Below are 24152 nucleotides of genomic sequence, written 5' to 3' on the forward strand. Positions count from 1 at the left end.
GGCGGCCCGGCCCCCGGCGGGCCTGGAACACTGACGGACGTGACCGACATGCCGCACCGCCCTCAGCAGCGTCTCGTCGTCGTCGGAGGTGGGCCCGGAGGGTACGAGGCCGCCCTGGTGGCCGCCCAGCTGGGGGCCGACGTGACCGTCGTCGACACCGACGGGCTGGGGGGCTCCGCGGTGCTCACCGACTGCGTGCCGAGCAAGACCCTGATCGCCACCAGCGAGGTGATGACGCAGGTGGACGGCTCCGCGGAGCTCGGCGTCCGCTACGCCAGCACCCAGCAGTCCGGCGAGGTCGTCGGCGTCGACCTGCGGGTGGTCAACAACCGGGTCAAGCAGCTGGCCCACGCCCAGTCCGGGGACATCCGGACCGCGCTCGCCGCCGCCGGGGTGCGCCTCGTGGCCGGCCTGGGACGCCTCGTGGGTGGCGGCGTCGAGGTGACCGGCGACTCCGGGGTGAGGACGCTGCCCGCGGACGCGATCCTGCTGGCCCTCGGCGCGACGCCCCGTCGGCTGGAGTCGGCGATGCCCGACGGCGAGCGGATCCTGGACTGGCGGCAGCTGTACGACCTGCGCGAGCTGCCCGAACGGCTCGTGGTGGTCGGCTCCGGCGTGACGGGAGCCGAGTTCGCGTCGGCGTACCTGGCCCTGGGCAGCGAGGTCGTGCTCATCTCCAGCCGGGACCGGGTGCTGCCCGGCGAGGACGCCGACGCGGCCACGGTGCTCGAGGACGCGTTCCGCCGTCGCGGCATGAAGGTGCTGTCCCAGTCGCGCGCCGAGAACGTCCGCCGCGACGGCGCGGGCGTGGTCGTGACCCTGAGCGACGGGTCGACCGTCACCGGCAGCCACTGCCTGATGGCGGTCGGGTCGATCCCCAACACCGCGGGCATCGGCCTGGAGGAGGCGGGCGTCGAGCTGTCGCCGTCCGGGCACGTGGTCACCGACCGGGTGTCGCGCACGTCGGTCCCCGGCGTCTACGCGGCCGGCGACTGCACGGGTGTGCTGGCGCTGGCGTCGGTGGCGGCCATGCAGGGCCGCATCGCCATGCGGCACCTGCTGGGCGACAGCGTCCGACCGCTGTCGTTGAAGACCGTGTCCAGCAACATCTTCACCGCGCCCGAGATCGCGACCGTCGGCTGGACGCAGGCGCAGCTGGACTCGGGCGAGGCCCAGGGCGTGGCGGTCATGCTCCCGCTGGCGACCAACCCGCGGGCCAAGATGCAGGGCGTCACCGAGGGCTTCGTCAAGCTGTTCGCGCGCACCGGGTCGGGCACCGTGATCGGCGGGGTCGTCGTCGGCCCGCGGGCCAGCGAGCTGATCTTCCCCGTGACGCTGGCCGTGGAGCACCGCCTCACGGTCGACGACGTGGCGCGCTCGTTCACGGTCTACCCGAGCCTGTCGGGGTCGATCGCCGAGGCCGCCCGGCAGCTGCACCCCACGCCCCTCGCCTGACGCGGGCCGGTTCCGCCGCGACCCCGCGCGGCGCGAACCCGGCCCGCAGCACGCAGCAGGGCCCCTGCCCCGGCGTCACCGGTGCAGGGGCCCTGACGTGCGTGGGCGGGTGCCTCAGAACCTGACGTCGCGCAGGTAGTCGATGCCCGTCCGGGCGAACTCGAGCGGGTCCGCCGGCTGGTCGTTCTCGACGATGTACTCGATGACGCCGGACAGGCGCTGCTCGCTGAAGATGGACGGGAAGTCGATCGTGCCCTCACCCGGGTCGGCGAAGAACCCGACCTCGTCACGGTCCTTGACGTGGAACTGCATGAACCGGCGCGGGTCGCGACGGAACACCTCGACCGGGTCCTGGCCGCCGGTGACGGCCCAGTACAGGTCGAGCTGCATGTGGACCAGGCGGTCGTCGGTCTCGGTGAGCAGCACGTCGTAGGCCTGGACGCCGTTCTCCTCGACCTCGAACTCCAGCGCGTGGTTGTGGTAGCCGTAGCGGATGCCGTAGGCCTGGCAGGCCTCGCCGACCCGGTTGAGCCCGTCGGCCAGGACGCGCCACGGCTCGAGGGTGGTGTACGCCGCGTACGGGAAGTTGACGAAGCGGGCGCCCAGCGTGGCGGCCTCCTGGGCCACGGCCTCGGGGTTGCCCACGCCGCCGATGTGCGCGCTGGTCGCCCGCAGCCCGACCCGGTCGAGCATCGCGCGGTAGACCGCCGGGGACATCCCGTAGGTGCCGGCCGTCTCGACGTTGACGAAGCCCATCTCGGCGAGGGTCTCCAGCGCGACCTCGGCCGTCGTGGGGTTGGTCATGATGCTGCGCAGGCTGTACAGCTGGATGGAGATCGCACCGCGCGGCACCCCGTGGCGCCCACGGGTGGTGGCGGCCGCCGGGGAGGCGACGGCGCCGGCGGCGCCGAGCCCGCTGATGGCGGCGACGGTGGCGGCGCGCAGGAACGCGCGACGGTCCGGGGTCATGGTCATGAGGGTCAGCTCTCTGCCGTGCGGTCGGGCGCCGCTGGACCGGCCGTCGGTGACACCTGCGTCACCGACCGTCGACGCGAGTAGGAGGCAGGGCGCCCTCGCGACGACCGAGATGGACGCTATATGCCTTTCGTCGCATCGTCCACATCTTCCGCAGTCGACCGTCGGAAGTGGTGGACGGCCCCGGGGGCCGCTGCGCTCAGGCGATCTCGCAGACCACGGCGCCCGCGGTGACGGTGCCGCCGACGGTGACCACCAGGCCCCGGACGGTGCCCGAACGGTGGGCCAGGAGGGGCTGCTCCATCTTCATCGCCTCCAGCACGGCGACCAGGTCGCCCTCGGCGACGTCGTCGCCGTCGGCCACGACGACCTTGACGACGGTGGCCTGCATCGGGCTGGTCAGCGCCTCGCCGGACACCGCGGCGGCACCGGAGCCCTTGCGGCTGCGTCGGGGCGCGCGGCCGAGCCCTCCGGCCGCCGCGGCGGGGGCCACCGCGAGCGAGGCCGGCAGGACGAGCTCGACCCTGCGGCCGTCGACCTCCACCACCACGCGCTGGCGGGCCTCGGCCGGCTCGGCGGCGGCCGGGTCGGTGGGCGGCGTCCACGCGGGGATCGTGTTGTCGAACTCGGTCTCGATCCAGCGGGTGTGCACGACGAACGGCTGGTCGGCCGCCTCCGGCGCGAACGCGGGGTCGGACACCACGGCGCGGTGGAACGGCAGCACGGTGGGCAGGCCCTCGACCACGAACTCGGCCAGCGCGCGCCGGGAGCGCTCGAGCGCCTGCTGCCGGGTGGCCCCGGTGACGACCAGCTTGGCCAGCATCGAGTCGAAGCCGCCGTCGACCACGCTGCCGGCGACGACGCCGGAGTCCAGGCGCACACCGGGCCCGCTGGGCGGCTGCCAGACGTCGACCGGACCGGGCTGGGGGAGGAACCCGCGACCGGCGTCCTCGCCGTTGATGCGGAACTCGATCGAGTGCCCGCGGACCTCCGGGTCGTCGTAGCCCAGCGCCTCGCCCGCGGCGATCCGCAGCTGCTCGCGGACCAGGTCGATGCCGGTGACCTCCTCGGACACGCAGTGCTCGACCTGGAGCCGGGTGTTCACCTCGAGGAAGCTGATGGTGCCGTCCTGGCCGACGAGGAACTCGCAGGTGCCGGCGCCGACGTAGCCGGCCTCGCGGAGGATGGCCTTGCTGGAGGCGTACAGCTGCTCGATCTGCGCGTCGGTGAGGAACGGCGCGGGGGCCTCCTCGACGAGCTTCTGGTGACGCCGCTGCAGCGAGCAGTCGCGGGTGGACACCACGACCACGGCGCCGTGGCTGTCGGCCAGGCACTGCGTCTCCACGTGCCGGGGCCGGTCCAGGTACCGCTCGACGAAGCACTCGCCCCGACCGAACGCCCCGACCGCCTCGCGGGTGGCCGACTCGAACAGCTCTGGCACCTCCTCCAGCGTCCGCGCGACCTTGAGGCCGCGCCCGCCGCCGCCGAAGGCCGCCTTGATGGCGACGGGCAGGCCGTGCTCCCGGGCGAACGCGAGCACCTCGTCGGCGTCGGCCACGGGGTCGGCGGTGCCGGCGACCAGGGGGGCACCGGCGCGGGCCGCGATGTGTCGGGCCGACACCTTGTCGCCCAGGTCGCGGATGGCCTGCGGGGGCGGGCCGATCCAGGTCAGGCCGGCGTCGATCACGGCCTGCGCGAAGTCGGCGTTCTCGGCCAGGAAGCCGTAGCCGGGGTGCACGGCGTCGGCGTCGGCCTTGGCCGCCACGGCCAGCAGCTTGGCGATGTCGAGGTAGGTCTCGGCCGACGTGGAGCCGCCGAGCGCGAACGCCTCGTCCGCGGCGCGCACGTGGACCGCGTCCGCGTCGGGGTCGGCGTACACGGCCACGGAGCGCAGCCCGTGGTCGGCGCACGCCCGGGCGACCCGGACGGCGATCTCGCCTCGGTTCGCGATCAGGACGGTGCGCAGCGGGCGGGGGGACTCGGCGGAGGTGGACATCGTCGTAGACATCGCTGGGGAGCCTAGTCCTCACCGGGAGCGGGACCGCCCTCGCACCGTCCGGCGCGGCCCCGCGGGTCGCCGGGACCGTCACGGCCAGGGGGGCCGGGGACGACCTCACCCGGGCCGGAGCCGGCTCGGGGGGTCAGCCCCGGAGCAGGTCGACCGCCTGCCGGGCGATCTCGCCCTCCTCGTCGGTCGGCACCACGAGGGCCGCGACCGGGCTGTCGTCGGTGCTCACCGGCTGGACCGGCCCGCCGTCACGGAGGACCCCCTCGTTGCGGTCGGGGTCCATCCGGACGCCGAGCACGTCGAGCCCCAGCAGGACGCTCGCCCGTATCCCCGTGTCGTGCTCACCCACCCCTGCGGTCAGCACGACCGCGTCCAGACCGCCGAGGGCGACGGCGTAGGCCCCGACGTAGGCCCGGATCCGGTAGGCGTACAGCTCGAGCGCCTCGGCCGCGGCGACGTCCCCGGCCTCGGCGAGGCGCCGGACGTCGCGCAGGTCGGACTCCCCGGTGAGGCCCAGCAGCCCGGAGGACCGGTTGAGCTGTTCCTCCACCACGTCCCCGGCCAGGTCGGCGACCCGGTGCAGGTGCCCGGCCAGGGCCGGGTCCACGTCACCGCTGCGGGTGCCCATCACCAGGCCCGCCAGCGGGGTCAGCCCCATCGAGGTGTCGATGCTGCGTCCGCCCAGGACCGCGCACGCGCTGGCGCCGTTGCCCAGGTGCAGCACGACCACCCGCGACGCCGAGGGCTCGACGTCGCGCTCGGCCTGCAGCCACGCCGCGGCCGTGCGCGACACGTACGCGTGCGACGTGCCGTGGAACCCGTAGCGACGTACCCCGTGGTCCTCGCGCCACTCCCGGGGGACGGCGTAGGTCCGGGCCACGGCGGGCAGGTCGGCGTGGAACGCCGTGTCGAAGACGGCCACGTGGGGCACGTCGCCGAAGCGCTCCTGCGCCGCGCGGATGCCGGCCACGTTGACGGGGTTGTGCAGCGGGGCCAGGACCGACAGCCGGTCGACCTCCGTCAGCACGTCCTCGTCGACGACGACCGGGCCGGAGAACGACTCACCGCCGTGCACCACCCGGTGGCCGACGGCCTGCAGCGACGCCCGGACGTCGGGGCCGTGCTCGTCGAAGGCGTTCGCGACCGCGGCCAGGGCCTGGGTGTGGTCGTCGGCGTCGACGGCCGACTCGTGGGTCCCGCCGTCCACCACGTGGCGCAGGGTCGCGGAGCTCGAGCCGACCCGCTCGACCACCCCGTGGGCGAGCACCGTCGCCGGGCCGTCGCCGTGCGGCTCGACCAGCGCGTACTTGACCGACGACGAGCCGGCGTTGATGACGAGCACGGTCATGAGGACTCCTCGGCGGCGCGTACCTGCGCCTGGACGGCGGTGACGGCCACCGTGGTGGCGATGTCGTCGACGGTGGCACCCCGGGACAGGTCGTTGACGGGTTTGTTGAGGCCCTGCAGCACGGGGCCGACCGCGGTCGCCCCCGCCGAGCGCTGCACGGCCTTGTAGGTGTTGTTGCCGGTGTTGAGGTCGGGGAACACCAGCACGGTCGCGCGACCGGCGACGTCCGAGCCGGGCAGCTTGCTGGCCGCCACGGCCGGGTCCACGGCCGCGTCGTACTGCAGCGGCCCCTCGACGAGCAGGTCGGGGCGTCGCTCGCGGACCAGCGCGGTGGCCTCGCGCACCCGGTCGACGTCGGCGCCGCTGCCGGAGCTGCCGGTGGAGTACGACAGCATCGCGACGCGGGCCTGGACGCCGAACGCCTCGGCCGTCCCGGCGGAGCTGATGGCGATGTCCGCCAGCTGCTCGGCGTCGGGGCTGGGCACCACGGCGCAGTCGCCGTAGACCAGCACCTTGTCCGGCAGCAGCATGAAGAACACGCTCGACACCACCGAGGTGTCGGGACGGGTGCGGATGATCTCGAACGCCGGACGGATGGTGTGGGCCGTGGTGTGCACGGCGCCGGACACCATGCCGTCGGCCTCGTCCAGGTGCACCATCAGGGTGCCGAAGTACGACACGTCCGCGACGGTGTCGTGGGCCATCGCCGGCGTGACGCCACGGTGGGCACGGAGCCCGGCGTAGACCTCGGCGTAGCGGTCGCGGCGCTCGTCGGTGGCCGGGTCGACGACCTCGGCCGCGCTGATGTCGGCCCCGGCCGCCGCGGCGGCGACCGCGACCTCGTCGACGTCGCCGAGCAGCACGACGTCGGCCACCCCGAGCCGCAGCACCCTGGCTGCCGCACGCAGCACGCGCAGGTCGGTGCCCTCGGGCAGCACGATCCGACGGCGGTCGGCCTTGGCGCGCTCGTACAGGTCGTGGGTGAACATCACGGGGGTCACGATGTCGGTGGGGGACAGCGCGAGCCGGTCCAACCACGCCTCGGCCGGCACGTGCTCGGCCGCCAGGTGCAGGGCCGCCTCGATCTTGCGGTGCGAGCCGGCCCGCATCCGCCCACGCAGACCGGCCGCGACCGTGGCGACCTCGAACGTGGAGGCCTGGGCCAGCACGACCGGGGGGGCGGGGCTGAACCCGGCCATCAGGCGGGCGGTCACCGGGTCGGGGGCGAACCCGCCGGTCAGCACCAGCCCGCACGGGCTGGGGAACGTGTCCGCCCGTGCCGCGGCCAGGGTGCCCACCAGCACGTCGGAGCGGTCGCCGGGGACGATCACCACGGCCTGGTCGAGGAGCCGCTCGAGCATGTGGGGCAGCGTCATGGCGGCCACCATCACGTCCACGGCTGCCCGGTCCAGGTCCTCGTCGGCCCCGCTCAGCAGGCGCGCACCGACCGCGTCGGCGATCTGGCGCAGCGTGGGCGCGGCCAGCAGCGGCAGCTCCGGCACGACCGCGACGGGGACGTCGAGCTCACGGGAGGCGACGACGTCGTCGGCCACCGCCCGGACCGCGTCCAGGTCCCCGGGGTCGCAGCGGTTCGCCACCAGACCGATGACCGGGGTGTGCCGGGCGAGCAGCGAGTCCAGCGCGTGCTCTGCCGCGGCGCGCACGGCCTCGACCGGGCGCACGCCGTCGCGGTCGCGACCGGTGACCACGGCGACGACCGGGGCCGCCAGGTCCTGGGCCAGGTCGATGTTGCGGGCCAGCTCGCTGGCGGCGCCGACGTCGGTGAAGTCGCTGCCGACCACGAGCACCGCGTCGTGCTCGGCCGCCAACCGGCGGAAGCGCCCCACGATGGTGGCGCGGGTGGCGTCCGGGTCGGCGTGGTGCTCGTCGTAGGTCACGCCCACGCAGTCGCTCGCGGCGGGCCGCGAGCCCTCGGGCAGGCGGGACAGCAGCAGGTCGACGATGAAGTCGCTCTCGCCGTCGCGGGTGACCGGGCGGAAGACCGCCGGGCGGGGGACGCGTCGGGCCATGGCGTCGAAGAGGGCGAGCGCCAGCGCGGACTTGCCGCTGTCGGCCTCGGTGCTCATGAGGAACAGGGCGCTGGACATGCCCCCACGCTAACGACTGGCGCGCCGAGGGGGTCGGATCGTGCGGTCCTGGCGCCCGTGACGGTCCCGTCCGGCCTCCGCGGGCACGGTCGGGGTGCAGGGGGCGGGAGGCAGGGGGGCCGGTTAGGCTCCCTGGCGGAGCGGCCACCACCCCTCGGCCGTCCAGGAGGAGCGACCGATGACGTTCGCGCTTGCAGATCACCACGAGGATCTGCGTGCAGTCGTCCGAGACTTCGCAGCGGCCGAGATCGCGCCGCACATCGCGAAGTGGGACGAGACCCACCACTTCCCTGCCCACCTCGTCCCCAAGATGGGTGAGCTGGGCCTGTTCGGGCTCGTCGTGCCCGAGGCCTACGGCGGCGCCGGCGGTGACTTCACCAGCCTGTGCGTCGCGATCGAGGAGCTGGGCTACGTCGACCAGTCCGCCGGCATCACGCTGAGCGCGGGCGTCGGCCTGGGCATCAACCCGATCCTCACCTACGGCACCGACGCGCAGCGCGAGCGGTGGCTGCCCGACCTGGTCGAGGGGCGGGCCCTGGCCGCCTTCGGCCTGACCGAGCCCGAGGCCGGCTCCGACGCGGGTGCCACGCGCACCAAGGCGCAGCTGGTCGACGGCGAGTGGGTCGTCGACGGGGCCAAGAGCTACATCACGAACTCCGGCACCGAGCTGACCAGTGTGGTCACGGTGACCGCGCGCACGGGCACCCGCGAGGACGGCAGCGCCGAGATCAGCGCCATCACGATCCCGGCCGGCACCGAGGGGTTCGTGGTCGAGCAGGCGTACCGCAAGCTCGGCTGGAACTCCTCCGACACCCACGGCCTGGCCTTCAAGGGCTGCCGCGTGCCCGAGGACCACCTGCTCGGCGAGCGGGGGGCGGGGTTCAAGCAGTTCCTCGCCATCCTCGACGACGGCCGGATCGCCATCAGCGCCCTGGCGCTCGGGTCCGCCCGCGCCTGCCTGGACCTGGCGACCGAGTACGCGAAGACCCGCGTCGCCTTCGGCTCGCCCATCGGTCGCAACCAGGGTGTCGCCTTCCCGCTGGCGGACCTGTCGGTGGCGGTCGAGGCAGGCCACCTGCTGACCTACCGGGCCGCGTGGCTCAAGGACGAGCAGAGCGCCGGCCGCGCCACGGCCAAGCAGGTCAAGGCCGCTGCGGCCAAGGCCAAGCTGTACACCTCGACCGTGGCGATGGACGCCGCGCGGGTCGCGACCCAGGTGTTCGGCGGCGCAGGCTTCATGGAGGAGTACCCGGTGGCCAGGTTCTACCGCGACGCCAAGATCCTCGAGATCGGGGAGGGCACCAGCGAGGTCCAGCGCCTCGTGCTGGCCCGCGGCCTCGGCCTCCCCGTGGCATGAGCGGGGGACACGACCGCCCGACCACCCCGCCGGCCCTCGTCCCCGTGGCCGGCTTCTCCGACTGGCTCGCCCAGGCCGACGCGGCGACCGCCGCCCCCGACGACAAGGGGGCGGCGCGCCTGGCCGCGGCGGGCAAGCTCGCCGTCCGCGAACGGGTCGACCTGCTGTGCGACGCCGGGTCGTTCGTCGAGGACGGGCGGCTGGCCAACGCGGTCGCCACGGTGGCCGAGCGCGAGGCGGGCGGCAGCGGTCTGCCCGCCGACGGCGTGGTCACCGGGCGCGGCGCGGTCGACGGCCGTCCCGTGGTCGTGGTGGCCAACGACCCCACGGTCAAGGCGGGGTCCTGGGGCGCGAGGACCGTGGAGAAGATGGTCCGCGCCACGGAGACCGCGCTGCGCGAGGAGCTGCCGATCGTCTGGCTGGTCGACTCCGCCGGGGCCCGCATCACCGACCAGGTCGAGCTGTTCCCGGGCCGGCGCGGCGCGGGTCGGATCTTCCACAACCAGGTGGCCCTGTCCGGCCGGGTGCCCCAGGTCTGCTGCCTGTTCGGTCCGTCCGCGGCGGGCGGGGCGTACGTGCCGTCGTTCTGCGACATCGTGATCATGGTCGAGGGCAACGCCAGCATGTACCTGGGCTCGCCCCGGATGGCCGAGATGGTCGTCGGTGAGAAGGTGGACCTGGAGCAGATGGGCGGCGCCCGGATGCACTGCACGGTGTCCGGGTGCGGCGACGTGCTCGCCTCCGACGACGCCGACGCCGTCGAGCAGGCCCGCCTGTACCTGTCCTACCTCCCTCGCACCTGGCGCGAGGACCCGCCCACCTACGCCCCCGAGCCGCCGGTGCGCCCGCTCGTGACCGGGGACGTGCCGGCGCGGGAGTCCGAGCCGTTCGACGTGCACGGCGTCATCGACGCGCTCGTCGACGGGGACAGCTTCTTCGAGGTGAAGCAGCTGTTCGCCCCCGAGCTCGTCGTCGGGTTCGGACGGCTCGAGGGCCGGAGCGTCGGCATCGTGGCCAACAACAGCGCCGTCAAGGGCGGGGTGCTGTTCGGCGACAGCGCCGACAAGGCGGCGCGCTTCATCCTGCTGTGCGACGCGTTCAACGTGCCGCTGGTCTACCTGGCCGACGTCCCCGGCTTCATGATCGGCAGCGACGTCGAACGCGCCGGCATCATCCGCCACGGCGCCAAGATGGTGGCGGCGGTGTCCGAGGCGACGGTGCCGCAGGTCAGCGTGGTGCTGCGCAAGGCCTACGGGGCCGGGCTGTACGCCATGGCCGGGCCGGGGTTCGCCCCCAACGCCTGCGTCGCGCTGCCGACGGCGGCCATCGCCGTGATGGGCCCGGAGGCCGCGGTCAACGCCGTGTACGCCAACCGGATCGCGGCCATCGAGGACGAGGCGGAGCGCGAGGCCTTCGTCGCCCGCAAGCGGGCGGAGTACCTGGCCGACGTCGACCTGCGCCGGCTCGCGTCCGACCTGGTCATCGACGCCGTGGTGCAGCCGGAGGACCTGCGCGACGACCTGGTCCGGCGGCTGCGGTACGCCTCGCGGACCCGACGGGAGTTCTCGGACCGTCGCCACGCCGTCTGGCCGGTCTGAGGGCGGTCAGCCGGCCGCGGCGTAGGTCGGCGCCCCCGCCCATGACTTCCGGGCGTGCCTGCGGTGGGGACCGCATGACGTTCTCGTACGTGCTCGCCGGCTCGGTCGTCTCCGACCTGGCCACCGCCGCACCCCGGTACCTGTCGCTGTTCGGCCGCCCGAGTGGCGGGTGCGGGCCTGGACCACGATGGCCCTGAGCCCGGGGGCGGGGCCCGTCTGCTCCGGCTGGTCGACCCCGACGGCAACAGCGCCGTCCTGCTGGGGGCGTAGCGGCAGGCCGGAGCGGTGATCGGGGAGGGCTCGCGTCGCTCAGGCTGCGCGGCGGGTGCGTCGGGCGCGCTGGTGCCAGGCGGGTCTGGGTTGTCGTAGCGGGTCGACGAAGCGTGGCGGTGTGACCCAGACCTGGCCCTCGTGGTCCACCGAGACGGCCCAAGTGCCGGCGTGGACGGCAGTGTGGTGCGCCGGGCACATGAGGCAGAGGTTGCCGACGTCGGTGGGGCCGCCGTCCGCCCAGTGGGTGACGTGGTGGGCGTCGCAGGTGGTGGGTGGGGCGGTGCAGCCGGGGATGACGCAGCCACCGTCGCGGACGGCGAGGGCGCGGCGCTGGGCGAGGGTGGCGAGCCGGACGGCGCGTCCGAGGTCGAGGGGGGCCTCGGCGGGGGACAGGAGCACGCGTTGCAGGACGGCGTCGCAGGCGAGGGTCCTCGCGGCCCAGGTCGGGATGGGGCCGCCGCCCTCGATCTCGGGGAGACCGACGAGGGCGGGGCCGTCGTCCTGCGTGCCGGGGCGGAAGGCCTGCTGTCGGTGCTGCTGGGTCTGCTCCAGCTGTTGGAGCTGGTCCAGGGTCAGGGTGAGGACGACGCGGGGTCGTTCGCCGCGGTGCGGTGCTTCGACGCCGAGGGCGACCTGGAGGAGGTGTCCGAGGGCGTCGGCACGGCGCTGGCGGGGTTGGCGGCGGTCGGGTTGCCCGGGGGCGGCGCAGTCCGCGCCCCAGCCGTCGGTCTGCTCGCCGCGGAGCAGGCCCAGGTCGGGGTTCTCGCCCGTGGTGGTGCCGGCGGTGTCGGGCGCGGACCAGCGTTGCAGGGCGGTGCGTAGGGCGGCGCCGGTGACGGGGTCGAGCTGGAACTTGCCGGTGGTCATGCCGGTGGCGTCGGTGGTGAGGTCGAGGAAGCGTCGTTCGAAGGACCTCTCGTCGAGGCGGTCTGCGCGGTCGGGGACCAGGGATGCGAGCAGGTGCTTGGCGGCGACGTCCACGTCGGTGGGTGTGCCGCCCCCGGCGGCGAGCAGCAGGTAGGAGACGGCTTCCTCGGCGAAGCCGGGCTGCTTCTGGACGGTGGTGGGGATCGTGTCGAGGCAGCGGACGGCGGCGTCGACGTGGTGGCGGGACACGGTGCCCCGGGCCAGCAGGACCCCGAACGGGTGCAGGGGCGCCTCCGGTGCGGTGGCGCGGGCGGCGGCGACGTCCTGGCGGGCCTGCCCGGCGCTCAACAGGCACGCGGTGCGGAGGAACCCCTCGGGCGTGGTGGCGACGGGGGAGGCCTCGGCCACGCCGCGGGTGTCGACCTCACGGACCAGGCGCAGGTGGGTCTCCTCCAGCGCGGCCCGGACCCGCGCGAGGTCACCCACTGCGGCCAGCACGGTCCGGTCCGTGCTCTGCCAGACGACGTCGTCGCCGAGCTGGGACCGCAGGTGCGACACGGCGTCCCTGACGGCCTCGATCGCCTGCAGCAGCGGCGGGTCGGAGACGTCCGTCCGGTCGTCTGCTGCCTCGCCGGCCCCCCAGGTCATGCCGGCAGTCTATCGAACAGGTGTTCGAGCCACAACCCCTGACCAGCAGGTTCCCGAGGCTATCGACGTCCCTGCACCACGGCCTCGAGCTCGTCCGACGTGGCGGTCATGCCCGTCGCGGCCCGGGCGACCTCGTCGGAGACCTGGGTGGTCCGCACGGCCAGGTCGGCCACGGCGTCCACCTCGGCCGCGATCCGGTCGGACGCGTGCGCGATGCGCGCGGCGGCCTCGGCGACATGGGCCATGGCGGTGGACTGCTCGGACAGGGCGGCGTCCACGGCCCGCTGGCTGTCGCTGAGCTCGTGCGTCCCCTCGGCCTGCTCGTGCGTGGCGGACGTGATGACCTGCTGCAGCTCGCGGATCCGGCCGACGGTCTCCTGGATGCGGGCCATGGAGTCCTTGGCCTCGAGCATCTCGGCCCGCATCGCCTCGACGCTGCTCTGGATGCTCAGGCTGGCCGAGCCCGACTGCTCGGCGAGCTGCTTGACGTCGGTGGCGACGACGGCGAACCCGCGGCCTGCCTCACCGGCCCGGGCGGCCTCGATACCGGCGTTCAGGGCCAGCAGCTTGGTCTGGGCGGCGATGCCGGAGATCGCGTCGACGCTGGCCGCCACCTGGTCCCCGGCGCGGTCGAGCCGGTCGACGACCTCGCTGGTGGCGCGGGCGGCGGCGTCTGCCGCCTCGGCGATCGTGCTGACCTCCACCGCGGAGCGGCGGACCTCCTCGACGTTGCTCGACAGGCGTCGGACCACGTCGGCCAGCGGGGTGCGGGCGCGGGTGATCTCGGCGTTGGCGCTGGTGAGCTCCTCGACGGCAGCCGCGGTGGCCTCGGCGTCGCCGCGCACCTCGCCCGCGGAGCCGGACACGGTACGGGCCCGGTCGGCGGTGTCCCGGGCGGCCCCGGCCAGGTCGCGGCTGGCCCCGGTCATGCCGCCGCGGTGAGGCGCGCCGGCAGCCGCGGCCCGACCGGCCGCGCCGTCCTCCCCGTGGGCCAGGCGAGCCACGGCACGGGCCGCCTCGGCGACCGGGCGGGTGGCGCGGCCGGCCAGGTGGGCGCCCACGCCGACGGCCACCAACGCCGACACCAGGGCGGCCAGCGCGACGGCGACGAACGTCTGCCGCTGGACGGCCGCGAGGCGCTGCGCCGTGGCCGCGAAGTCGTCGTGGCTGACGACGCTGACCACGGTCCAGTCCCACGGCTCGTAGTAGGAGTACCCCACGGTCACGGTCTCGGTCGCGTCGGCGGCGGCCTCGGCGGGCCGTTCGAGCGTCACCACACCGGCCTCGCCCGGCTCCAGCCCGGGGGCCTGCTCGAGCACGGGGGCCAGCCAGGGGCGGCCGTCGGCGTCGAGCTCCGACTCCAGCGCCGACGTCCCGACGAGCGCGGTGTCCGCGGCCAGGTCGTAGACCCCGGCCCGCGTCCCGGCCGTCCCGACGACGAACGTCTCGCCCTGCTCGCCCAGGGCCGCGGACAGGACGGCGTCGGACAGCTCGGGCACCGCCTGCTGCTGGATGCCGACGTACAGCGCACCCACGACCTCGCCGTCCTGGAGGATCGGCTGGTACGCGGACTCGAACCACGCGTTCACCACGAAGGCGTTGCCGAGGTAGGTCTCACCGCCCAGCAGGGACGCCACGACGGCGTTGGGTGCGCCGTCCGCGCCGACGGCGGGGATGTAGGTCCCGATGGCGCGCGTGTCGTCCGCGGTGCGCACGCTGGTGGCCACCCGCAGCATGTCGCCCTCGTCGTTCATCCGCTGGAACACCGTGACGGTGGCGCCGGTCAGGTCGAACACGTCGTCGATCAGCGGCACCCGGTCGTCGAAGCTGGTCGTGGCCTGCAGCCACGTGTCACCCAGGAGCAGCTGGGGCAGCTCGACCGCGGTCTCCTCCCGCGACAGCTGGTCGACCGCCGTCCACGGCACCGGCGTGGTCCCGATGCTGACGCCGCCGGAGCGGGCCAGCTGGTCGTCGGCGACACCGAGCGCCGTCCCGATCTCGCCGCTGGTCTTGCGACCGACCGCGCTGACCGTGCCGTACAGGGCCTCCGCGCTGGCCTGCGCGCGCTCGACGATGAAGGCCTCGCCCTCCTGGACGGCGACGTCGGACGCCCTCGCGGACTGCGTGACGGTCACCGCCGCCACGGAACCGGTCGACACCGCCACCGACACCAGGCAGATGACGACGACACGGGAGCGGAGGGAACGACGACGGGCGGGTCGGGAGGCCATTGCCCAGGGATCGGCCGAAGCGGACCGGGACCTTAGACCGGCCCGTCCGCCTGCCACATGTCGCTCCAGCGGACGCCGACCTGGCCCAGCAGCCGACGCAGCGTGGGCAGCCCGACGCCCACCACGGCGTGCGGGTCCCCTTCCACGCCGTCCACGTACGCGCCGCCAAGGCCGTCGAGCGTGAACGCGCCCGCGACCCGCAGCGGCTCGCCCGTGGCCACGTACGCCTCGACCTCGTGGTCGTCGAGGTCGGCGAACCTGACCCCGGTGCTGCTGAGCTCGCCCACGCTCGCGCCGCTGCCGCCGTCCTCCGGTGCGCGGGTGTCGACCAGCCAGTGCCCCGTCCGCAGCACCCCCTGCCGCCCCCGCATCGCCCGCCAGCGGCGGACGGCGTCCGCGGCGTCCGAGGGACGTCCGTAGGCCACGCCGTCCAGGTCGAGGACGGAGTCGCAGCCGAGGACGAGCACACCGTCGACGTGACGGGCCACGTCCTCCGCCTTGGCCCGGGCCAGCAGGATCGCCACGTCGCTCGGGTCGTCGACCCCGTAGGCCGCGACGACGGCGTCCTCGTCGACCTCGCTCACCCGGACCTCGGGGGCGACGCCCGCCGCGCGCAGGGTGGCCAGGCGCGCGGGGGAGCGCGACGCCAGCAGCAGCGTCGGGGCCCCGCTCACGCGCTCAGCGCCCGGCGCAGCGTGTCGAGGCCGACCGAGCCCAGGTCCAGGGCGCGGCGGTGCCAGGCGACCAGGTCGAACCCGGCGCCCTCGCGGGCCTGGGCCTCCTCGCGCAGCTGGAGCCAGACCCGCTCGCCGACCTTGTACGAGGGGGCCTGGCCGGGGTGGCCCAGGTAGCGGTCGAGCTCGAAGCGCAGCGTCGCCTCGGGCTCGGGCACGTTGGCACTGAGGTACGCCCACGCCTTGTCGTAGGTCCAGCTGCCGCCCCCGGCCGACGCCGGCGCCTCGAAGCCGCAGTGCACCCCGATGTCGAGCACGACGCGGACGGAGCGGAGCAGCTGCGAGGCGACCAGGCCGAGCCGGTCGCCCGGGTCGTCGAGGTGGCCCAGCTCGGCCATCAGCTGCTCGGCGTACAGCGCCCACCCCTCGCCGTGGCCGGACACCCACACCCCCAGGCGGCGGTAGCGGTTGAGCTCGGCGCTGCGCAGCACCGTCTGCCCCAGCTGCAGGTGGTGCCCCGGGACGCCCTCGTGGTAGACGGTGGTCCGCTGCTGCCAGGTGCTGAACGAGGTCATGCCCTTGGGCACCGACCACCACATCGACCCCGCGCGCGACAGGTCCTCGCTGGGTGCGGTGTAGTACACGACGCCGGTGCTGGTCGGGGCGATGCGGCAGTCCAGGGTGCGGATGGCGTCAGGCACGTCGAAGTGCGTGCCGGCCAGGGCGGTCACCGCCTCGTCGGACGTCTGCTGCATCCAGTCGCGGAACGCGGCGGCGCCGTGCACCAGCCGGGCGGGGTCGCGCTCGAGCGCCTCCGCGGCCTCCTCGACCGTGGCCGCGCCCAGGGTTCGGGCGATGGCCGTCCCCTCGGCGCGCAGCCGCTCGACCTCGGCCACGCCCCAGGCGTAGGTCTCGCGGAGGTCGACCTCGGTGCCCAGGTAGTACTGCAGGCGCAGGGCGTACCGCTCCTCGCCGACGGCGTCGACGTCGGTCGCCGCGTCCAGCAGGTCCCCGCGCAGCGCGGCCGCCAGGTCGGCGTAGGCCTGCGAGGCGCCCACGGCGGCGGAGTCGAGCTCGTCGAGCAGCTCCTCGGGAAGGGGCTCGACGGCGTCCTCGACGGCGTCGGTGCTCCCCCCACCCACCCGGGCGCGGGTCGCCGTGGCGAGGAAGAAGCCCTCCGGTCCGACGTTGTCGTCGCACTGCGCGGCGCAGGCGAGGACCTGACGGCGGGCGGCGGGCCGGCCCTCCGCGGCCGAGGTGCGCAGCGCCGACAGGTAGCCGGCGACGGCGTCGGGCACCGCGCGGAGCCGTTCGGCGACCACGGCCCAGTCCGCGTCGTCGTCGGTCGGCATCAGGTCGAACACCTCGCGGATGCCCTGCACCGGGGACCCGAGCACGTCCAGCGCCCGGGCGCGCTCACCGGTGGTCGCCATCCGGATCTCGACCTCGGCGCGCTCCCGCAGCACGTCGGCGGTCACCACGTCCGTCGCGTCGGTGGCCACCAGCCGGTCGAGGCGGCTCAGGACGTCGCGGAACAACGCCGTCCGCTCGGCGATGCCGGTGACCGAGTGGTCGGTCAGGCGGTGGTCGTGCCCGGCCAGCCCGGACTGGGTCGCGGACTCCGGGTCCAGGGCCGCGTACGCGTCGAGGAGCTCCTCGGCCAGGGTGTCGACGGGGGTCGGGGTACGGGTCGGGTCACTCACCCGCGCAAGGTAGCCGACGTCCTGCCCCAGCCCCCGACGGGTGGGCCACCGGCCCGGCGCACGAGGGTCGACGGTGCCCCCCACGTCCCGCGGGCCGGCCCGCCGCCCGGGCCGGCACCCTGCTGGGTACCGGCCCGGGCGAGCAGGACGGACACGACCGCGGCCAGCTCGCCCGCGTCGGGCCGCCCGGAGACGACCTGCACCACGGGCGGCGAGACGTCGGAGGGGCTGCTCCCGGTCACGCCCCGGCGGGGGGCTGGGAGGACTTGAGCGCGGCGAGGCGGGACTCGACCTCGATGGTCGTGCCGGCGTCCTCGAGCTCCGCGAACTGGTTGTCGAGGCTGGACGCGGCCAGCTCGGCGTTGCCCAGGGCGCGGGCCTCCTCGCGGCGGATCTTGTCCTCGAAGCGGCTGAGCTCGCTGGTCGGGTCGGCGAGGTTGATGCTCTTGATCGAGTCGTGCATCTGGTTCTGCGCCGTGGCGATCTTCTGCCGCGAGACGAGCTGGTCCCGCTTGGACTTGAGCTCGGTGAGCTTGCCCTTCATGCCGTCCAGGCCGACGCGCAGCTTGTCGACGACGGCCTGCTGCGACGTGATCTGCGTCGACAGGCCGGACGCGTCGCCCTCGGCCTTGATCTGCCGCTCGATGGCGATCTTGGCCAGGTTGTCCAGGCGGTCGGCCTCGCCGGCGTTGCCCTGCGTGCGCAGCTGGTCGGCCCGGCCGCTCGCGGCGATGGCCTTGCTGCCCCAGTCGCGGGCGGCGGCGGCGTCCTCGTCGCGGTCGGCCTCCATCAGGCGGAGGTTGCCGATGGTCTGCGCGACGGCCTGCTCGGCCTCGGTGATGTTGGCCGTGTAGTCGCGGATCATCTGGTCGAGCATCTTCTGCGGGTCCTCCGCGTTGTCGATGATCGAGTTGATGTTGGCCCGGGCCAGCTGCGAGATGCGACCGAAGATGGACTGCTGGGACATGTGCTCTCCTCCGTGTGGGTGTGACCTGACGTGCCGTACCCGTTCCTGGTGCCGGTGATCGTGTCGCCTCAGAAGTCGCCGCCGAAGCCGCCGCCCCCGCCGAACCCGCCGCCGAAGCCGCCGCCGAACCCGCCGCCGCCGAAGCCGCCGCCCCCACCGCCGCCGCCCCAGCTGCCGCCCCCGCCGCCCCCGCCGAGCACGCTGCCCAGCAGGACGCCGAGAGCCATGCCGCCGACGTCCACGCCGCCGCGCCGCTGCCCACCGGCGAACGGGCCGCGGTAGTCGTCGTCGGGGTCGGAGTAGCGGTCGACCTCGCGACGCGCCTCGAGCAGGGCCTGGTCGGCCTCGGCGTCCGCGGCCCGCGCGGCCTGCAGCGCCTCGACCGGGTCGGCCTGGCCCCGCTGCTCGGCGACGGTCAGCATCTGCCGGGCGTACGCGGCCCGGGTGCGGGGACCGTTGCCCACGGCCCCTCGACGGGTCGCGATGAAGCGTTCGACCTCCTCGACGTCGGCGCGGGCGGCCGCGATCGCGTGCTGGAGCGCACCCTGGGCCTGGGCCCGGGTGCGACCGGCCTCCGAGATGGCCTCCAGGGCCTTGTCGAGCCCGCTGTCGGCCGCCTCGACGCGGCGCAGGACGCCCAGCGGATCGCCGCCGGCCCCGCGCGTCAGGTGCGCCTCGGCCTCGGCCACCGCGGCGCGGGCGCGCCCGGCCGCACCGGCCAGGTCGTCGTTGCCGCCGCGACCCAGCACGGCGTCGGCCTGGGCCAGGTCGGCGCGCAGGTCGGCGGTGGCGCCCGGCAGCTGGACGACGGCCTCGTGCAGGTGCCGCTCGATGTCCTGCACGGCCTGCGCCTGGTCCTCGGCCCGGGCCAGGGCGGCCTCGGCCTCGTGCGCGGCGAGCGCTCCCTCGCCCGCGGTGCCGGCGGCCACCTGGTCGCGCGCCTGGGCGAGTCGCTGGTCGGCGAAGTCGGCGAGCTCCCGCGCGTGACGGATGTTGTCGCGCACCGGCTCGACGGCCGCGGGGGCGTAGGTGGTCGACAGGCCGGTCAAGGTCCGCTCGGCGGCGTCGATCCGCGTGCGGACGGTGCCGGTGCGGGTGCCGAGAGCCGGCAGCAGCGTGGGCAGCGACCGCTCCAGGTCGCGCAGCCGCGTCATGGACTCGGCCTGCGCCTGCAGGGCCTCGTCGGCCTCCTGGGTGCGGCTCAGCACCGCCACGAGCAGACGACGCCTCTCGACCTCGGGCACCTCGCCCGCGGACATCCGTTCGTCCAGCTGGTGGCGGGCCGAGAACGCCTCGGTCAGCGCCGCCTTGGCGGTGCCCAGGGCCTTCTGGAACTCCTCGGTCCCGTCCTCGCCGAACTGGGCGCGCGCGAAGGCGAGCTCCTGCTCGGACTCCCGCAGCGCCTCGTCGCCGGCGAGCAGCGCCGAGCCGGCCCGCTGCTCCAGCTCGGGCGTCGGCAGGGTCTCCCAGCCGCTCTGGCCGCGGCGCTGGGCCACCTCGTGCGCGGGCAGGGCGGGCTTGCGCCGGTTCGCCATCGCGAGCAGCCCGAGGATCACCACGAACCCGACGACCCCGATGACCAGGAACACCAGGAGGGTGCCGAACCCGCTGCCGCCGCCGTCGTCCGGCTGCTGCTGGACCGGGGCCCCGGGCGCACCGCCGTCGGCCTGCACGACCTCGACGAGCTGGTCGGCGGTGGCGACCACGGCACCGTCCCAGTCGTCGGCGGCCAGCTGCTCGGTCAGGGCGGTCTGGACCGACTGGACCTCGGGCAGGTTGAGCGACGACGGCGGCTCGAAGTAGTACTCCCGGTCGTCGACCGCGACGGCGAGGACGGCGTCGGCGCCGCTGAAGCCCGACAGGCTCCCGGTCTCCGCCACCCAGTCCTGGCTGTCGACGCCGTCGAAGGTGTCGACGTAGACGACGTACAGCTCGACGTCCGTCTCCTCGCCGACCCGGGCCACCGCGGCCTCGGCGGCCGGGACGTTTAGGACGCCGGCCGAGTCCGTCACGGGTCCGGTCAGCGGCGACGGCGGTTCTGCGGGTATCCCCCGAAATGCACTCACGCGTCAGATCCTCCCAGCACGACGTGCCAACGTCCCTGGGGGTGCCCGTAGTGCCCGGGACCCCCCGGGTGGTCCTCTCGACGTCCCCCGGCGTCGGTCATCACAGCGGGATGTTGCCGTGCTTCTTGGGCGGCAGGGTCTCCCGCTTGTGCCGCAGCAGCCGCAGCGCCTTGGTGATCTCGACCCGGGTCCGCGACGGCTCGATGACGGCGTCGACGTACCCGCGCTCCGCCGCGACGTAGGGGTTGGCCAGGGTGTCCTCGTACTCGGTGATCTTCTGCGCGCGCACCGCGTCGACGTCCTCGCCCGCCGCGGCGGCCTCGGCCAGCACGTTGCGGTAGAGGATGTTGGCCGCGCCCTGCGCCCCCATGACCGCGATCTGGGCCGTGGGCCAGGCCAGGTTGAGGTCGGCGCCCAGGTGCTTGGAGCCCATGACGCAGTAGGCCCCGCCGTAGGCCTTGCGCGTGATGACGGTGAGCAGCGGCACGGTCGCCTCGGCGTAGGCGTACAGCAGCTTGGCGCCGCGGCGGATGATGCCGTTCCACTCCTGGTCGGTGCCCGGCAGGAACCCCGGCACGTCCACGAAGGTGAGCACGGGCACGTTGAACGCGTCGCAGGTCCGCACGAACCGGGCGGCCTTCTCGCTGGCGTCGATGTCCAGGGTGCCGGCCAGCTGCATCGGCTGGTTGGCCACGATTCCCACCGGGTGCCCGTCGACCCGGGCGAACCCGCACAGGATGTTGGGCGCGAACAGCGGCTGCGTCTCCAGGAAGTGCCCGTCGTCCACGACCGTCTCGATGACGGTGTGCATGTCGTAGGGCTGGTTGGCCGAGTCCGGGATCAGCGTGTCCAGGACCAGGTCCTCCTCGCGCGCCTCGGTCGCGGCGGGGTCGTCGGCGGGCTCGGCGACCGGCGGGGTCTCGAGGTTGTTGGCCGGCAGGAACGACAGCAGGTCCTTGACGTACTCGATCGCGTCGTCCTCGTCGCTGCCCATGTAGTGCGCGTTGCCGGAGCGGCTGTTGTGGGTGCGCGCCCCGCCCAGCTCCTCCATGGCCACGTCCTCGCCGGTCACCGTCTTGATGACGTCCGGGCCGGTGATGAACATGTGCGAGGTCTGGTCGACCATGACGGTGAAGTCGGTGATCGCGGGGGAGTAGACCGCGCCGCCGGCGCAGGGCCCGAGCACGAGGCTGATCTGCGGCACGACGCCCGAGGCGTGGACGTTGCGCCGGAAGATCTCGGCGTACAGGCCGAGCGCCACGACGCCCTCCTGGATGCGGGCGCCGCCGGAGTCGTTGATGCCGACCACGGGGCAGCCGACCCGGGCGGCCAGGTCCATCACCTTGACGATCTTCTCGCCGAAGACCTGCCCCAGGCTGCCGCCGAACACCGTGAAGTCCTGCGCGAACACGCACACCTGCCGGCCGTCGACCGTGCCGTACCCGGTGACGACGCCGTCGCCGTAGGGCCGGTTGGCCTCCATGCCGAACGTGGTGCTGCGGTGCCGGGCGAGCTCGTCGAGCTCGGTGAACGAACCGGGGTCCAGCAGCGCGTCGATGCGCTCCCGGGCCGTCTTCTTGCCCTTGGCGTGCTGCTTGTCCACCGCCCGGGCGGATCCGGCGTGCACGGCCTCGTCGGTCCGTCGTCGCAGGTCCGCGAGCTTGCCCGCGGTGGTGTGGATGTCCGGGGCGTCGGTGGCCGGACCGTCGGTGGTCGGGCCCGTGGTGGTGGCTTCGTCGCGCTGCACGAGGACGGAGCCTAGCGAGCCCGACCCGCCCCGGCGGCGCCTCCAGGTGCTCACCCCCGGCGTCGGGGCCCGGCTGCGGCGGTACGGTGCCCGCCATGGGTTGGCCGGTGCAGGTGGTGGGGACCACCGGCTCCACCAACTCCGACCTGGCGGCGCGCGCCCGGGCGGGGGAACGCGGTCCCGCGGTGCTGGCGGCCCGCGCCCAGACCGCGGGTCGGGGTCGGCTGGGCCGTCGGTGGCAGAGCCCGCCCGGTGCCTCGCTGGCGGTGTCGGTGCTGTGGTCGCCGCCCGCACCCCAGTCCGCGTGGACCTGGGTGCCCATGGTCGTCGGCCTCGGGGTGCTGGACGGTCTGGCCGGGTTGGGTGTCCAGGCGCGTCTCAAGTGGCCCAACGACGTCGTGGTCGTGACGGAGGAAACGGCGGTCGGGGCCGACGGACCGGACGCCCCGGACGAGGTCGCAGGTGCCCCCGACGCCGTCGTGGGAGCCCTGTCCGGCCTGGCCAAGCTGGCCGGGATCCTCGTCGACGTGGTCACCGGTCCGACCGGGCCCGTCGTCGTGGCCGGCGTCGGGGTCAACCTCCTGCCCCCCGACCTGCCCCCCGACCTGCCGCCCGACCTGCCGCCGGACGCGCCGGCGCCCCCGGGGCCCACGCCCCGGGCGGCGTCGCTGCAGCAGCTCCTGCCGGCCGGGTCGGCACCGACGGGCCAGGAGGGCGGCTTCGAGCGGGCCCTGGTCGCCGTCGTCGCCGGCCTGGAGCACCGGCTCACGGGCTGGGGCGAGGACCCCGACGGCCCGTCGACCCGGGCCGACTACGTCGCGGCCTGCAGCACGCTGGGGCGTCAGGTGCGGGTGAGCACCCCCGCCGGTCCCCGGGACGGTCGGGGGGGGGGGGTANCTTCGAGCGGGCCCTGGTCGCCGTCGTCGCCGGCCTGGAGCACCGGCTCACGGGCTGGGGCGAGGACCCCGACGGCCCGTCGACCCGGGCCGACTACGTCGCGGCCTGCAGCACGCTGGGGCGTCAGGTGCGGGTGAGCACCCCCGCCGGTCCCCGGGACGGTCGGGCGGTCGACGTCGACCGCAGCGGGGCGCTGGTCCTCGACACCGCCGACGGCCCGGTCACCGTGTCCGCGGGCGACGTGGAGCACGTCCGGTGAGCGCCGCGACGCAACCGGGGCGGGACCCGTCGAGCCAGCGTCTGACCCCCCGCGAGGCCGCCCGCGCCGCCGGGGTCTCGCAGCTCAGCGCGCGCAAGCTGTTCCGGGCCCTCGGCTACGCGGACTCCGAGGACCTGCCCGCGGTGGGCGGGGCCGAGCTGCAGGCGCTGCGGATGGCCTCGGGCCTGGTCCGGGACGGGGTGCTGGACGAGCAGACCGTCCTCAACCTGAGCCGCGCCGTGGGGCGGTCGATGGACCGGCTGGCCACCTGGCAGGTGGAGACCGTGGCCGAGCGGGTCGACGGCGACCGGGACGCCACCGTGGAGCTGCTGCGCCGGGCCGCCCCGAACCTGGAGGAGCTGGTGGTGCTGGTCTGGCGACGGCTGCTCGACGACGCCGTCGACCGGGTCCTGGTCCCGGCGGGCGAGGTGTTCGAGCGGGCCGTGGGCTTCGCCGACGTCGTGGGCTGGACCCAGGTCGTGCAGAGCCTGGACGAGCCCGAGCTGGCCGACCTGGTCCGCCGTTTCGGCGACGTGGCCGGCGACGCGATCGCCGACCACGGCGGCCGGGTGATCAAGACGGTCGGCGACGAGGTGATGTTCTCCGCCCGCAGCCCCGGCGACGCCGCGCTCACGGCCCTGGACCTGACCACGGCGTTCGTGGACGACCCGCTGGTGCCCGGGGTGCGCGTCGGGTTCGCCCACGGGCCGGTCGTGGCCCGCCTGGGCGACCTGTTCGGCACCACGGTCAACCTGGCCGCCCGCGTCTCGCGGCTGGCCGGGGCCGGGGAGGTGCTGACCGACGCGACGACCGCGGGGCTCCTGACCGGGACGCAGGGGCTCCGGCTGCGCACGCTGGGCACCCGGCAGGTCCGAGGCGTCGGCACGGTGCCCCTGGTGTCGGTCGAGTCGCCCTCGCGCCGCGAGGGCGGCGCCGGGTACGCCCCGGGCGAGCACGGATGACGACCGCAC

The 24152-nt window shown here is 74.8% G+C and carries 18 protein-coding genes; 6 read left to right on the forward strand and 12 right to left on the reverse strand.

What is annotated here, in order from left to right:
• Window positions 1–48: 48 nt before the first annotated feature.
• Entirely contained in the window at window positions 49–1455 is a 1407-nt protein-coding gene (locus tag ACR80Q_RS04200) for an NAD(P)H-quinone dehydrogenase (RefSeq protein WP_435376441.1), read from the forward strand.
• A 114-nt stretch (window positions 1456–1569) separates the two neighbouring features.
• Here ACR80Q_RS04200 and ACR80Q_RS04205 read toward each other — a convergent pair whose 3' ends face one another.
• The 4 genes from ACR80Q_RS04205 to pta all read right to left on the reverse strand — a co-directional run bounded on the left by ACR80Q_RS04205 (window position 1570) and on the right by pta (window position 7894).
• Window positions 1570–2424, reverse strand: coding sequence for a sugar phosphate isomerase/epimerase family protein (locus tag ACR80Q_RS04205; RefSeq protein WP_435376296.1), 855 nt, complete (start codon window positions 2422–2424; stop codon window positions 1570–1572).
• Window positions 2425–2629: 205 nt separating this feature from the next.
• A complete protein-coding gene (locus ACR80Q_RS04210; RefSeq protein WP_435376297.1) occupies window positions 2630–4438 on the reverse strand; it encodes an acetyl/propionyl/methylcrotonyl-CoA carboxylase subunit alpha in 1809 nt (602 codons plus the stop codon).
• A gap of 133 nt (window positions 4439–4571) precedes the next feature.
• On the reverse strand, window positions 4572–5786 hold the full coding sequence (locus ACR80Q_RS04215; protein ID WP_435376298.1) for an acetate/propionate family kinase: 1215 nt from the start codon (window positions 5784–5786) through the stop codon (window positions 4572–4574).
• Complete coding sequence (gene pta / locus ACR80Q_RS04220; protein ID WP_435376299.1) at window positions 5783–7894, reverse strand: phosphate acetyltransferase; 2112 nt, start codon at window positions 7892–7894, stop codon at window positions 5783–5785. Before pta ends, ACR80Q_RS04215 begins: the two co-directional genes overlap by 4 nt.
• Before the next feature lie 178 nt (window positions 7895–8072).
• Between pta and ACR80Q_RS04225 the strand changes: the two genes are divergently transcribed.
• Complete coding sequence (locus ACR80Q_RS04225; RefSeq protein ID WP_435376300.1) at window positions 8073–9251, forward strand: acyl-CoA dehydrogenase family protein; 1179 nt, start codon at window positions 8073–8075, stop codon at window positions 9249–9251.
• Complete coding sequence (locus tag ACR80Q_RS04230; protein WP_435376301.1) at window positions 9248–10849, forward strand: acyl-CoA carboxylase subunit beta; 1602 nt, start codon at window positions 9248–9250, stop codon at window positions 10847–10849. Before ACR80Q_RS04225 ends, ACR80Q_RS04230 begins: the two co-directional genes overlap by 4 nt.
• Window positions 10850–11158: 309 nt before the next feature.
• Here ACR80Q_RS04230 and ACR80Q_RS04235 read toward each other — a convergent pair whose 3' ends face one another.
• The 8 genes from ACR80Q_RS04235 to ACR80Q_RS04270 all read right to left on the reverse strand — a co-directional run bounded on the left by ACR80Q_RS04235 (window position 11159) and on the right by ACR80Q_RS04270 (window position 22025).
• Window positions 11159–12637, reverse strand: a complete 1479-nt coding sequence (locus tag ACR80Q_RS04235) for an HNH endonuclease signature motif containing protein (RefSeq protein ID WP_435376302.1) — start codon at window positions 12635–12637, stop codon at window positions 11159–11161.
• A gap of 59 nt (window positions 12638–12696) precedes the next feature.
• Window positions 12697–14868 carry a methyl-accepting chemotaxis protein gene (locus tag ACR80Q_RS04240; protein ID WP_435376303.1) on the reverse strand — a complete coding sequence of 724 codons (2172 nt, stop codon included), beginning with the start codon at window positions 14866–14868 and terminating at the stop codon, window positions 12697–12699.
• Between the two features lie 32 nt (window positions 14869–14900).
• Window positions 14901–15542: a Maf family protein gene (locus tag ACR80Q_RS04245; RefSeq protein WP_435376304.1), complete on the reverse strand. Its 642-nt coding sequence runs from the start codon at window positions 15540–15542 to the stop codon at window positions 14901–14903.
• A complete protein-coding gene (locus ACR80Q_RS04250; protein WP_435376305.1) occupies window positions 15539–17245 on the reverse strand; it encodes a DUF885 domain-containing protein in 1707 nt (568 codons plus the stop codon). The genes ACR80Q_RS04245 and ACR80Q_RS04250 overlap by 4 nt, the downstream gene beginning before the upstream one ends.
• Entirely contained in the window at window positions 17242–17487 is a 246-nt protein-coding gene (locus tag ACR80Q_RS04255; protein WP_435376306.1) for an acyl-CoA carboxylase epsilon subunit, read from the reverse strand. Before ACR80Q_RS04255 ends, ACR80Q_RS04250 begins: the two co-directional genes overlap by 4 nt.
• Window positions 17484–18212: a PspA/IM30 family protein gene (locus ACR80Q_RS04260; protein WP_435376307.1), complete on the reverse strand. Its 729-nt coding sequence runs from the start codon at window positions 18210–18212 to the stop codon at window positions 17484–17486. Before ACR80Q_RS04260 ends, ACR80Q_RS04255 begins: the two co-directional genes overlap by 4 nt.
• Before the next feature lie 68 nt (window positions 18213–18280).
• Window positions 18281–20224: a TPM domain-containing protein gene (locus tag ACR80Q_RS04265; protein ID WP_435376308.1), complete on the reverse strand. Its 1944-nt coding sequence runs from the start codon at window positions 20222–20224 to the stop codon at window positions 18281–18283.
• A gap of 154 nt (window positions 20225–20378) precedes the next feature.
• Window positions 20379–22025 (reverse strand): acyl-CoA carboxylase subunit beta, encoded by a 1647-nt coding sequence (locus ACR80Q_RS04270; protein WP_435376309.1) that lies wholly within the window; start codon window positions 22023–22025, stop codon window positions 20379–20381.
• Between the two features lie 95 nt (window positions 22026–22120).
• Here ACR80Q_RS04270 and ACR80Q_RS04275 point away from each other — a divergent pair, with 95 nt between their 5' ends.
• The 3 genes from ACR80Q_RS04275 to ACR80Q_RS04285 are packed head-to-tail and all read left to right on the forward strand — an operon-like array spanning window position 22121 to window position 24143.
• Window positions 22121–23059, forward strand: coding sequence for a biotin--[acetyl-CoA-carboxylase] ligase (locus tag ACR80Q_RS04275; RefSeq protein ID WP_435376310.1), 939 nt, complete (start codon window positions 22121–22123; stop codon window positions 23057–23059).
• Window positions 23056–23181, forward strand: coding sequence for a biotin protein ligase-related protein (locus ACR80Q_RS04280; RefSeq protein WP_435376311.1), 126 nt, complete (start codon window positions 23056–23058; stop codon window positions 23179–23181). Before ACR80Q_RS04275 ends, ACR80Q_RS04280 begins: the two co-directional genes overlap by 4 nt.
• Window positions 23178–24143: an adenylate/guanylate cyclase domain-containing protein gene (locus ACR80Q_RS04285; RefSeq protein WP_435376312.1), complete on the forward strand. Its 966-nt coding sequence runs from the start codon at window positions 23178–23180 to the stop codon at window positions 24141–24143. Before ACR80Q_RS04280 ends, ACR80Q_RS04285 begins: the two co-directional genes overlap by 4 nt.
• Window positions 24144–24152: the final 9 nt, after the last annotated feature.

This window comes from Aquipuribacter aurantiacus (assembly GCF_051216895.1).
GTDB lineage: Bacteria > Actinomycetota > Actinomycetes > Actinomycetales > JBBAYJ01 > Aquipuribacter.